Annotated in this window: 11 protein-coding genes; all 11 read left to right on the top strand. The window is 64.4% G+C overall.

Annotation, left to right across the window (positions count from 1 at the left end; genetic code table 11):
- Positions 1-80 precede the first annotated feature (80 nt).
- The 11 genes from OXT71_18885 (at position 81) to OXT71_18935 (ending at position 10,699) form a co-directional block, all read left to right on the top strand.
- Positions 81-500, top strand: a complete 420-nt coding sequence (locus OXT71_18885) for a GNAT family N-acetyltransferase (GenBank protein ID MDE2928454.1) — start codon at positions 81-83, stop codon at positions 498-500.
- A gap of 355 nt (positions 501-855) precedes the next feature.
- Positions 856-1,959 carry a DUF1376 domain-containing protein gene (locus OXT71_18890; GenBank protein ID MDE2928455.1) on the top strand — a complete coding sequence of 368 codons (1,104 nt, stop codon included), beginning with the start codon at positions 856-858 and terminating at the stop codon, positions 1,957-1,959.
- Between the two features lie 60 nt (positions 1,960-2,019).
- A complete protein-coding gene (locus OXT71_18895) occupies positions 2,020-2,307 on the top strand; it encodes a TrbC/VirB2 family protein (protein MDE2928456.1) in 288 nt (95 codons plus the stop codon).
- Positions 2,307-2,606, top strand: coding sequence for a VirB3 family type IV secretion system protein (locus OXT71_18900; GenBank protein MDE2928457.1), 300 nt, complete (start codon positions 2,307-2,309; stop codon positions 2,604-2,606). The genes OXT71_18895 and OXT71_18900 overlap by 1 nt, the downstream gene beginning before the upstream one ends.
- The gene (locus OXT71_18905) at positions 2,603-5,026 is read left to right on the top strand and encodes a DUF87 domain-containing protein (protein MDE2928458.1); all 2,424 of its coding nucleotides are present in this window, start codon (positions 2,603-2,605) and stop codon (positions 5,024-5,026) included. The genes OXT71_18900 and OXT71_18905 overlap by 4 nt, the downstream gene beginning before the upstream one ends.
- A complete protein-coding gene (locus tag OXT71_18910) occupies positions 5,023-5,865 on the top strand; it encodes a TrbG/VirB9 family P-type conjugative transfer protein (GenBank protein ID MDE2928459.1) in 843 nt (280 codons plus the stop codon). Before OXT71_18905 ends, OXT71_18910 begins: the two co-directional genes overlap by 4 nt.
- Before the next feature lie 5 nt (positions 5,866-5,870).
- Positions 5,871-7,229 (top strand): hypothetical protein, encoded by a 1,359-nt coding sequence (locus tag OXT71_18915; GenBank protein ID MDE2928460.1) that lies wholly within the window; start codon positions 5,871-5,873, stop codon positions 7,227-7,229.
- Positions 7,226-8,119, top strand: a complete 894-nt coding sequence (locus OXT71_18920) for a hypothetical protein (protein MDE2928461.1) — start codon at positions 7,226-7,228, stop codon at positions 8,117-8,119. Before OXT71_18915 ends, OXT71_18920 begins: the two co-directional genes overlap by 4 nt.
- Positions 8,119-9,093: a type IV secretion system protein gene (locus OXT71_18925; GenBank protein ID MDE2928462.1), complete on the top strand. Its 975-nt coding sequence runs from the start codon at positions 8,119-8,121 to the stop codon at positions 9,091-9,093. The genes OXT71_18920 and OXT71_18925 overlap by 1 nt, the downstream gene beginning before the upstream one ends.
- Positions 9,090-9,758 carry a VirB8/TrbF family protein gene (locus OXT71_18930; GenBank protein ID MDE2928463.1) on the top strand — a complete coding sequence of 223 codons (669 nt, stop codon included), beginning with the start codon at positions 9,090-9,092 and terminating at the stop codon, positions 9,756-9,758. Before OXT71_18925 ends, OXT71_18930 begins: the two co-directional genes overlap by 4 nt.
- Complete coding sequence (locus OXT71_18935; protein MDE2928464.1) at positions 9,755-10,699, top strand: hypothetical protein; 945 nt, start codon at positions 9,755-9,757, stop codon at positions 10,697-10,699. Before OXT71_18930 ends, OXT71_18935 begins: the two co-directional genes overlap by 4 nt.
- Positions 10,700-11,011 lie beyond the last annotated feature (312 nt).

Raw genomic sequence — 11,011 nt, forward strand, 5'->3', positions numbered from 1 at the left:
TGATGGAAGAATTATCGTGCAGAACGCTGACTCGACTTAATCAGACCTTCCCTAACATCGATGCGGCTCGAGGCCCATCCATGAATTGTTTGCGAAGTCCCGTTCCTTCCGACCTCCCGGTGCTGAGACAGCTCTGGCCGCGGCTTTCGGAGGCCGCGCTGGAGGCGCAGGTCCGTGGGTCCCGGATTCGAATCATCCAAGCCGGCGGGAAACCGGTGGGTTTCCTCAAAACACACGTGATCTGGGAGTCGCTCCCCTTCATCGAGATCATCGTCATCCTCGAATCGGAGCGGGGTCACGGTTACGGCACGCGGGCCGTGCGGGAGTGGGAACGGCAGATGGCGGACCGCGGCTTCGACCTGGTGGTCATGTCCACCCAGGCCGCCGCTACGGCCCAGCATTTCTGGCGCAAGCTCGGCTACCGGGATTGCGGCGCTCTCACCATTAGAGACCAGCCTGCCGAGATCTTCATGCAGCGCCGTCTCACCGGCGACTCCTAACCGTCCGTGGCGACTTTCGAGACGGACTGTTAAAGTTCGAAAAATTCAAGCATGCGCCCGTAGCTCAGCTGGACAGAGCAACGGACTTCTAATCCTGACTGATCCTCAGTCAATCACTACCGATCATTAACGTTTTCAGTACCTTAACGGGTTCTTCGCCGAACCGGAAAAGTGATTGGCTCCCAAGGATTGACGTGCTGAACAGGCAACAAACAGGCAACAGGGTCCGCTCCCGAGAGGCACCGGACGCTTCCTATTTCCCTTTCCCTTCCTCCTCGCTCGGAGCCGTCGCCAACGCAGCTTATCGAACATTTGTTCGCAGAATTCCGCCGGCGTCGTTTGGGGAAGTGAACGGATGAAAGACCGATTGGCCAGCATGCCGTTTTTCGTCGGGGACTACCTGGGATCGATCGACGTCCGCTTGATGACCCTGGCCGAACGGGGCGCCTACGTCCATCTCCTGTGCCTGAACTGGCAGGAAGGGCGGTTGCCGAAAGACCCCAAGAAACTCGCGAGACTGTTGGATTGTTCCTTGCAGGAATTCCAACAGATTTGGGAAGGGATCCGGAACCAGTTCAAGGAGGATTCGCAGAGTCGGATCTACAACCAGCGGGTCGAAGCCATCAAGAGACAACACCTGGAGCGGCGACGGAAGCTGGCGCTGGCGGGAAGCAAGGGCGGACGGACGACTCAAGCCAGACGCAAGCGGGGCTCAAGCCAGGCTTCAAGCAGAGCTGCAAGCCAAGCTTCAAGCGAGGCTTCAAGGCAGGCTCCAAGCCAGGCTTCAAGCGAGGCTTCAAGGCAGGCTCCAAGCCAGGCTTCAAGGGAGGCCTCAACCAAGAATCAACCTCCTATCCTCTCCTCTCTTATCGAAGACTCCTCTTCTACAAATACGAAGAGTATTAAGAACTCCCCCCTACCCCCCTCATCGGCGGGGCCGGACGCGGACCGGGCTTGTCTTCGGATTTTCAACCACTGGCGAGGCCAGAACAACCTCGTCCGCCACCATTGCCTCAATCGCCGGATGCGACGAGGCATTCACGCCCGGTTGGATGAGGGGCGAACCGTTCAGGATCTGTGCCGGGCCATTTCCCGCTACGAGGAACTGTGCGGGCAAAAGTGCGCTCCCGGCCACAACCAGTGGTCTCTGATCGAACTGATGACCCGGGGATCGGGCATCTGGGTCGACAAGCTGCTCGACCCCAACTATCCCGGCATTTTGCCCCGGAACGGGTCGAACCGGCCGCCTCCCGAGTGGCTGGTCAACAAGATGCAGCGAGCGATCTTCCGGGCGCGTCGACGCCTGGTCGGCGCTCACGATGTGACCGAGGAACGGTTTTTTCGCCAAGTCGCGGTCTGCTGTGGCGAACTCGACATCGCGTTCACCAAGGAACTGTTCAACGTGGCCGCCGAGGCGATGAAGCTGGCGGTTGTGGCTGGAGGAGACCGGCGGCGATAACACCGCAGCGAGAGGTGGTGAGAGGAGACGGATTCGATAAAACGAAAAAGGAGGACGAGGATGAAACGATTCTTGATTTGTTGGCGAGCCGCCATTTGCGGCGGGCTGTTTCTGTTCTTCCAGGGGATGGTCCTGGCGCAAGGGACGAGCCCCTGGGTGGATGCGGTCACCGTGCTGGAGACCACGTTCACAGGTCCGATCGCACGGGGACTCTCGCTGGTGGCGGTCGTAGTCGGCGGGCTGATGTTCGCCTTCGGCGAAGGTGGCTCGAAGCGCGCGCTGGCCGGCATCATCTTCGGCGTCGGCATGGCCATCGGCGCCGTGAACTTCATGAACTGGTTGTTCTGATGATGCGGGGTCAAAGACCGTGGCGAGGCCATCCCGTTCTGAGCCGCCCGCTGACGATCCTGGGCGTGGAGAGGCGTTGGTTTCTGCTGAGCGCCACGCTGGCCGTGGCGCTGTGGAACACCATCAACTCACTGCTCTCGGCCGGACTCGTCTTCGCGGCGCTCTACGTGGCCGGCTACCTGGCTTGGCGCCAAGATCCGGACATGCTGGCGATCCTGCGCGCATCGACCCGCTTCAAGTCCCGCTACGATCCCGGCAAGTGGGGGGAGCCACCCTGGTGTGTGCTCATCCGACGATGAAGCTGGTTGAAGAAGCACGAGAGTACGAAGCCGCAGGCTCGCTGGCCGAGGAGCTCCCCTACTGGGGATGGCTGCCGGACGGTCGGACCTGTCTGACGAGAAGCGGCCAGTTGCTCACGTTGGGACGGCTCCGGTCGGCAGTAGTGGACGGGCGCACGCCAGAACAGCTCGATCGAGTGGCGGACCGCTGGCAGCGGGCTCTCTCGAACCTGGACGACCGCACGCGGCTCTACTTCTATCTCATGCGCCGGCCCAGCCGATTGAGAGCGGCGCAAGAGGACGCCGATTCGGTCGTCGGTCTCTCCCAGCAACGGCGATGCGCGTATCTGACCGATCGGGTCTCGGAACTGGACACCTACGTGGCTTGGTGCACCGATCCCCGGTTGAGATCCGCCGCCGCTTCCCACGCGGGAAACGGATGGACTTCCCACGTCCGTCGCTGGCTGACCCGGAGGAAACGGTCCCACGAGAGTGTTTATCTGCACTCGGCGATCCAAGCCGCAACCCGGCGGTTTCGCCAGAGTGTCGATGCCTCGCGCACCCTAGTGGACGACGTGACTCCCATTGAGATCCTCGGTCCGGTGGCAGGTTCACGGGTGCTCTCGGAACTGATCAACCGCCCCGGCACCCCTTGGGACGGGTCGACTGGGAGCGGGCTGAACTGGCGACTCGCCGTCTCGGAACTGGAGGCGGAGCGGCGCCACCTGCGCCTGGACGGCGAGCCGGTGATCCTCTACTCGCTGCTCTCGCCACCCGTGGAGGCAACCGCCAACCTGTTGTCCGACCTCTTCCGTCTGGACGCCGTCATGACGGTGAGCCTGGAATGGCGGAAGTGGGGGACGGAAGCGTCGCGCCGCAAGGTCCGCTCCGCACAGCGCCACTACTTCTCGAAGCGCTACTCGATGATGGCCCACGTGCAGGAGAAGGAAGGCACGGCGGGCGCCCTGGTGGATTCGGCCGCCGAAGCGGAAGTCGGCCGGCTCGGGGACGCGTTGGTGGAACTGGAGGCCGACGGGATCGGCTACGGCTCAGTCTCTCTCACCCTCACGCTGCACGGAAGACTGGAGAAAATCGAGCGGCTGGATGCAAGTGTCCGAAGGACCTTCAACGCCCACGACGCCAAGGTCATTCGAGAGGGCTACGGCCAACTCCCAGTGTGGTTCGGCAGACTGCCGGCACAACCCCGCTCGCGGCAGGTCCGGTCGGTCTTCGTCTCGGCCGGCTTGGCCGCGTGCCTCGCTCCGATTTTCGGTCCCCCCATCGGGAACCCACAAAGCATACACCTCGCGCGCCCTGCGCTGGCCGTCCTGGAGACCCGGTGGAAGACCCCCTACCACTACGACTTGTTCGCGGGAGATGTCGGTCACACCCTGGTGCTGGGAGCCACGGGGAGCGGCAAGAGCTTCCTGCTCAACTTCCTGCTGGTATCCGCACTTCAGTACGACCCACGAGTCCTGATCCTCGATCTGGGCGGTTCCTACCGCTGGCTGACGAGTTTTCTGGGAGGGGGATACCTGGAGTTGTCCCCGGAGGAGACGAAGGAAAACAAGGTCCGGCTGCGGCCCTTCTCGTTGCCGGCCACGGAGCGGTCGATCCAGTTTCTCACCAGCTGGATCGCCCGGTTGTTGCGGATCGGGGGATGGGAACTCACTGGAGAGGACACGACAGAAATCCGCGACCGGGTGGAGGACGTCTACGCCTTTCCGGCCGAGCGGCGAACGTTGGGAACGCTGGTTCGGGCCTTGCCTTCGAAGATGTGGCCGGCGCTCTCGCGCTGGCATGGGGAGGGCGCCTGGGGCCGGTACTTCGACCACCCGGCCACTGGGGAGGACCTGAAGCTCACGGACTGGCAGGTGATCGACCTGGCCGGAGCGGCCGAGCACGAGGACCTGTGCGAGGCGGCGCTCTTCTATCTGCTGGAGCGGATGCGCCTGGCGCTGGAGGACCCCGCCGAGACGGCGCGAGTCAAGCTCATGGTGGTGGACGAGGCCTGGCGGTACCTTCGCGACCGGTCCGTGCTCGCCTATCTGGCCGAGGCGGCCAAGACCTGGAGGAAGAAGAACGCCGCGCTGGTTCTGGCCACGCAGTCGGCGGTCGATGTCACCGGCACCAGTGGAGCCGAGGCCCTGCTGGAGTCGATGCCAACAAAGCTGTTCTTGGCCAACCCGGACCTGCCGGAGACCGCCGGGGAGACGTTTCGCCTGAACGACCGGGAGGTGGAGCTGGTCCGGGAACTGGTCCCCAAGCGGGAGATCTATCTGCGCCGGCCCGATGCGGCGGGCGTCCTGCGGCTGGAGGTCGATCCGGAAAGCTACTGGCTGTACACGTCCTCGCCCCGGGAGGCGGAAAGAAGAGCCAAATCGGTTGAGCAATACGGCCTGGAAAAGGCCATCAAGTTTCTTGCTGGAGAAATGCCATGAGTATTTTCACACGTCGAAGCACCACCGTTCTGGTGTGGTTTCTCACCGTTCCTTTCGTCCTCGCCGAAGAGGGCGTTGTCAAAGTCGCCGAGCAGGAGGACCAGATCATCGAGGTCCGGACGCGCGTCCGGCACACCACGGTGCTGGTACTCCCGATTGAGGAGAAGATCCTCGATTTCGTCGTCGGCGATGCCGGCTACTGGCACCTGAGCGGTGCGGCCAATCTCGCCTACATCAAACCCTTGGCCGAAGGGGTCCGGACCAATGTCGCGCTGGTTTGCGCGAGTGGACGGATCTACTCCTTCCTGGCGACCGAGGGCGGGACGCCTCACCTGGTCGTGCGGGTGGAGCGGGAACCCAAGGAGAAGAATAACTTACTAATTTCCTCTGATGAGCACCAACCCGCCTTCGTGTCCCGAAGCGAGGTCGAAGGCTACCGGGAGATGGCTCGGCAGGCGTCCGAGGCGGTCCGAAGCGTCCAGGCGGAGGCCGACACTCGCGTCGACGATGCCAAAAGGCAAGCCCGGGCCGAGGTGGACCGGTTCCGCTCCGAGTACCCGGAGGAACTGACGTTCCCCTACCGGCTGGACAAGAACGCCGGAAAGCGGCCGTTCCTGGTCGAGGCCATGTGGCACGACGGGCGCTTCACCTACCTGCGTTCGGGCGCCCAGGAGTCTCCGGCGCTTTATGAACTCAAGGACGGCCGTCCCAGCCTGGTGGCCTACGACCTCACGGCCGACGGTCTTTACATCGCCCGGCACGTCGTGGGCGACGGCTGGCTTCAGATCGGCAAGAAGAAGGCACGCTGGCGCTTCGATTCCAAGGACGCAAGGAGATGACCCGGATGAGTCACTGGCGAAGACTGTATGCGAAGCCCGCCGGCGCGGTCCCCGCCGCACTCCTCACGCGGATCGGCGGCGTCGTGCTGGCGCTGTTGTGCGGCCTGCTGATTCTCAGCCAATCCTTCACCGGAGGTGGCGAGGAGGAGGCCGGGGAGGCGCCGGCGCAACCGGCGAACCAAGCCCTTCAGCAGCGGGCCGGAGCGCGGCTGAACGAGATGGCCGACCGGGAGCAACAGCGGCGGGCGCTGGAGGCCCGACAGCAGCTCCGGGAGCGGGATCGCCTGGCTGCGGCCAAGGCCGGCCGAGGAAAGATGGCGGGGCTCCGTTCCGAGACGGGCGCGCTAGCTGGACTCTCATTGTCAACAGATCAAAGCGAAGATCCTTCACTGCCACCGTCTGAAGCGGAGCTTCAGTTGCGCGAGCAACTGCGGCTGGAGGACCTTCGCCGCCAGCACGATTCGTTGCGCGTACAAGCCGTAGCGCACTCCTACCGCGACTCGGAAGGCGCGGCGGCGCCGGAGAGTCGGACACGGCCAGTGGAGCACTCGGAAACTCCCAGCCGCAAACTCTCAGAGGCATCGCCAGCCCCGGCGCAAACCACGAACGATCTGACTGAGCAGCTCGACCGGCTCCAAGCCTTGGCGGAGACGGCCACGCAAGCTGCCCTGCGGGAGGTGGAAGCGGATCTGGTTGGCGCGACACCGGACGATCGGGCACCGACGGGCACGGAAGATCCGGACCGACCGAAGAAGCGGGAGCCGGAGCAGATGTCCGCTCCCCACGACCCGGAAGGATTCGAGCGCATCCCCGAGGGCTCGTTTCTGGAAGCGGTACTCGTGACCCAACTCTCGGGTGACTTCCCCGGCCCCGTGCTGGCTCAGGTCTCCATCCCATTTTACTCCCGCGACCGACAGAGCGTCCTGGTCCCCCGGGGATCGCGCGTCATCGGCGCGGCCCAGGCCGTGGCCCACCAGGACCAGTCCCGAATGGCCGTGAGCTTTCACCGGCTGATCCTACCTTCCGGACAGGGGATCGACCTGGAGTTCGACGGCCTTAACCAACTGGGCGAATCCGCGCTCAAGGACCAAGTCGATCGCCATTACTTCTCCATGTTCGCCGCAACGGGAGCCGTCGGCGTGCTCTCCGGTCTGACGCTTCGGGGCAGCCAGCCTTACGCGGGAGGGATCTCCAGTCTCCGGGCCGGCGCCGGTCAAGAGCTGGGGACGGCATCCCTGCGGATCCTCGAGCGGTTCCTTAATCGCTTTCCCAACATCACCATCCGGGCCGGTCACCGCCTTCGCATCTGGTTCACGGCGGACGTCCTGGTGCCCCGGCCCACGGAAAGGACCATGACCCCATGAAGAAATCTCTGACTGTACTGCTTGCGATCACCTTGATCGTTGCCGTGACGACCACGCCGGTCCACGCCATCTTCGCGGGGGTGATCCAGCGGGCCACCATCATCGTCAACCAACTCACCCAGATCCGCCATCAGCTCACCTCCATCCGCAAATACACCGATCAGCTTACCGAGTTGCGCAACCAGTTCGAACACATGAAAGAAGCCACTCTCGGGCAGATCGGCGCCTTGCGGGATTCCTTCTCGGACCTGTTCTCCCCTCCGGCCCGACGGGTCAGCGACCGGATCGACTGGGCCGGGGACTTTCACGGGGAAGCCCGGCGGATCGTCGAGGACATTCGGCAAATGGGCCGTAGCGGACGGTCCCTTCGGGAAACCTGGCAAACGGCCCTGCAAGACGCCGACCGCCTCACCCATGGAGACCTAACCCGATTGCTGGCGAACCAACCGCCCGACGTGATCGCCCGGTCCTTGGATGACTTCGAGCGGCAACGCGAGAGGGCCGACAAACAACTGGTGATGGATCACGCGCTGGCCGATTCGGCCGCCCACCTGAGCGGCGCCGTCAATACGGCCCAGGACTCGCTGGATAAGTTGCGCAACGACTCCAACCGGTCCCAGACCGCGCTGGGACAAAAGCAGCTCACAGCCGGGGCCACTCAAGGAGAACTGCTGGCCGGCATCGCCCAGTTGTTGGCCCACCAGGCGGCGCGGGCTACGGCAGAACGCTACGAGGACGAGATTGCCCGGCGGAACCGGGAGGCCGATTGGGTCGAGGAGATGCAGAGGGCGAGGACCAGTTTTGCGGCCCACCGGGCCGCCATTGCCGCCAGCGGCGTCTCCTACCGTGACGGGATGTTCTTCACGTTCCATCCACCGGGGACTCCGTAATGCAGATCGACCCTTCACTTCCCACCACGATACCGGCCGATTCTCTTCAGGACTTCAAGCCCTTTCTGGATCAGGTCCTGGCCGATGTCACCCGCAACGTCGCGCCCGAGGTGCACCGGGCGGGCGTGAGCCTCTGGCGGGGGATGGGCGCGGTCATGGTCGTGTGGAGCGGCGTGAAAACAGCGCTCAGCGGCACGGTCTCCCCCGGGGAGTGGGTCCGGCTGGTGATGGCGCTGGCCATCCCCGGGACCCTGCTCACCTTCTACTACCAGACGATCCCCGGCACGACTTGGACCTTCCCTCAGGCGGTGGTCGCCCAGGGCAACTGGATGATGGGCCTGATGATGACCGATATCATCCGGGCGACCCAGCAGACGCTCTCTCAGACGTTCGAGCAGATGCACGCCACGTTCACGGATCAGGTCCGCAACCTGAACCTGGCGGGGCTGTTGTGGTCCGCGTCCGGCTACTACCTGAAGTTCGTCTTCGGCGTGTTCCTGTCGTGGTCGCTGATCATTCTTCTGCTGGCGCTTTTCGCCATCACCTACGCCCAGGTGATCTGGGCACACGTGGCGGTGGCGATCGTCATCCTCATCGGACCGCTGATGATTCCCTGGCTCCTGTTCGAGCCGATGGCGTTTTTGTTCTGGGGGTGGTTCCGGGCGCTTCTCGTCTACTCGCTCTACGGCGTGGTGGCCGCCGTGATCCTGCGCGTCTTCGTCGGCGTTTCGCTCGCTTTCGTCAACACGTTGATGTCGGCCGGGTTAAACGTGGCGGACCTGCAGCAGTTGGGGCTCTGGCTTCTGCTCCTGGCTCCGCTTCTGGTGGCGGGGATCCTGGCCGCGTTCAAGGTGGGGGAGATCGCCTCGCTGCTGATCTCCGGAGCGGGAAGCGCCGGCGCGGGCCTGATGGGCACGGCGGCGATCCTCGTGGGGGCGGGCCGGGCCGCCGGCGCGCTCAAGGGGAGCAAATGAAAAACAAGAAGGACGCGGGACGGGAATACGCGGAGATCTGGGGCGAGACGGTCCACACGAACCGACATCTTCGCCTGATGACCGGACTGCTCGGCCTGACCGGCTTGTTGCTGGCCATGCTCGCCTTGCGACTCGGGTCGCTCGATCCCCCCAAACCGATCGTGATCCGGGTGGATGACGTGGGCCGGGCCGAGGCCCTGGCCTACGAGGCGGTCCAAGCCCAGACCGATCCGCTGGACCCGACGACGAAGTATTTTCTGAACCGCTTCATCCACGACTTCTACTCGCGGCAGCGGGCCACGGTCGAGCAGCACTGGACCCGCAGCCTGCGGTTCCTGACCACCGATCTGGCCAATGCGGCCTTCGAGGCCGAGAGCGAGAACATCGCACGCGTGGCGGCGGGTGTCGAGTCCCGGCAGGTCCGGGTGGAGAACGTCGTCTTGAGGCTTCACGCCCATCCGGAGGAACCGCACAGCGGGACGGCCGATTTCGAGTTGGTGCACACCACCCGCGAGCAGGAAGTCGAGCGGCAGCGCTGGTCGCTGTCGCTCAAGTTCGTGTTTCTCGCCGAGATCCCGCCCGACCTGGTCGTGACGAACCCCATGGGCATCGTCATCACCTATCTGCAAGCGGATCGGGCTCTGGTGACTGAGAACAAGTCATGATCGAACATCTCAAGGGCCGGGAGAAAGCACTGGAAGAGTTCGGCTGGACGGGCCGCCACGCGGAATGGATCGCCCTGGTGTGCCTGCACAGCGGTGTGTTCACGCGGGCGCAATGGTGTGCTTTCCTGCGGGACCATCCCGAGCAGGCCCGCCGCGGTGTGCATGCACTGATCGAACAGGGACTGGCGCGCGAGGACACGACGCCGGAGGTCGGAAGGATCGGCCGTGTGTGCCGGATCTTCAGCCGGCCGGTCTACCGGGCACTGGGAGCGGAGGACATCCGCCATCGGCGGATCACTTCGCCCGAGGTGCTGCTCCGGCGCCTGCTCTCCCTGGATTACGTGCTGGAGCACCCGGAATTGGCCTGGCTTCCCACCGAGCCGGAGAAGGTCCTCAGTTTCGAGCAGCTGGGAATCCCGCGCAAGCGGCTTCCCCGGCGAGTGTACCGGGGGGCGGCGGGGGAAACCCGCCGCTACTTCGCGCTCAAGCTGCCGATCGCCCTGGAGGCCGACCGGGCGGTGTTCGTCTACGTCGATCCGGGGCACTGGACCGACAAGGGGCTGCGTTCGTGGGGAGCGGCGCACCGGGGTCTCTGGGAGTCGTTGCGCCGGACGGGCCGGGCGGTCCAGGTGGTGGCCGTGGCCCGGGAGGACCGGGCCTTGCAGCGGGCGGAGAATGTGCTGCGCCGTTGGGCCACCGGCTCCGGAACCAAGACCCGTTCGGGCGATCCTTCGGCGGCCCGGGAGTACGCCCGGATCAAACGCGCCGTGCTCAATGGAGACAAGGGGACGCTGGACGCCTACGGGGGCGTCACGCCGGCGCTGAAACGGGCCATCGTGTTGCAAGAGGCGACCCAGGACCGCTCCTTCCAGCTTGGGATCGACGGCGACTCCACTTGGTTGTCGAAGCGGTTTTCGGGGGCATTTTTCAACGGTGGATAGGGGGGCCTCGTGCCGGTACCGGAGTGTGAATGGGACACGCACGGTGGATTCACACCAGACCGTGTCCCGGATTCACAAATGCGTGGGTGCGGATTGCGTGACGCCACAGGGCGTCCCGTGCCGTTTCCCGGCCCCTGCGTGGCCGTACGGGGAGTTCGGAGGTGGATGGGAGCGCCCCCCCCTTTTCGCTGCCCGGATCGGGCGCGGCGGCGGGGGGGGCCGTAAAAATTGGGCCCCCCCCCCCCCCGGGGGGGGGGGCCCACCCCCAAAAAAAATAGAAGAAGGGCCCGGAAAAGAAAATTACACCCAAAA

The organism is Acidobacteriota bacterium (assembly GCA_028874215.1).
GTDB lineage: Bacteria > Acidobacteriota > UBA6911 > RPQK01 > JAJDTT01 > JAJDTT01.

Excerpts from the sequence above, each read along its gene's own strand:
- OXT71_18935 (MDE2928464.1), top strand. The coding sequence starts at position 9,755 with ATGATCGAACATCTCAAGGGCCGGGAGAAAGCACTGGAAGAGTTCGGC.
- OXT71_18920 (MDE2928461.1), top strand. The coding sequence starts at position 7,226 with ATGAAGAAATCTCTGACTGTACTGCTTGCGATCACCTTGATCGTTGCC.
- OXT71_18885 (MDE2928454.1), top strand. The coding sequence starts at position 81 with ATGAATTGTTTGCGAAGTCCCGTTCCTTCCGACCTCCCGGTGCTGAGA.
- OXT71_18900 (MDE2928457.1), top strand. The coding sequence starts at position 2,307 with ATGATGCGGGGTCAAAGACCGTGGCGAGGCCATCCCGTTCTGAGCCGC.
- OXT71_18915 (MDE2928460.1), top strand. The coding sequence starts at position 5,871 with ATGAGTCACTGGCGAAGACTGTATGCGAAGCCCGCCGGCGCGGTCCCC.
- OXT71_18895 (MDE2928456.1), top strand. The coding sequence starts at position 2,020 with ATGAAACGATTCTTGATTTGTTGGCGAGCCGCCATTTGCGGCGGGCTG.
- OXT71_18925 (MDE2928462.1), top strand. The coding sequence starts at position 8,119 with ATGCAGATCGACCCTTCACTTCCCACCACGATACCGGCCGATTCTCTT.
- OXT71_18910 (MDE2928459.1), top strand. The coding sequence starts at position 5,023 with ATGAGTATTTTCACACGTCGAAGCACCACCGTTCTGGTGTGGTTTCTC.
- OXT71_18930 (MDE2928463.1), top strand. The coding sequence starts at position 9,090 with ATGAAAAACAAGAAGGACGCGGGACGGGAATACGCGGAGATCTGGGGC.
- OXT71_18890 (MDE2928455.1), top strand. The coding sequence starts at position 856 with ATGAAAGACCGATTGGCCAGCATGCCGTTTTTCGTCGGGGACTACCTG.
- OXT71_18905 (MDE2928458.1), top strand. The coding sequence starts at position 2,603 with ATGAAGCTGGTTGAAGAAGCACGAGAGTACGAAGCCGCAGGCTCGCTG.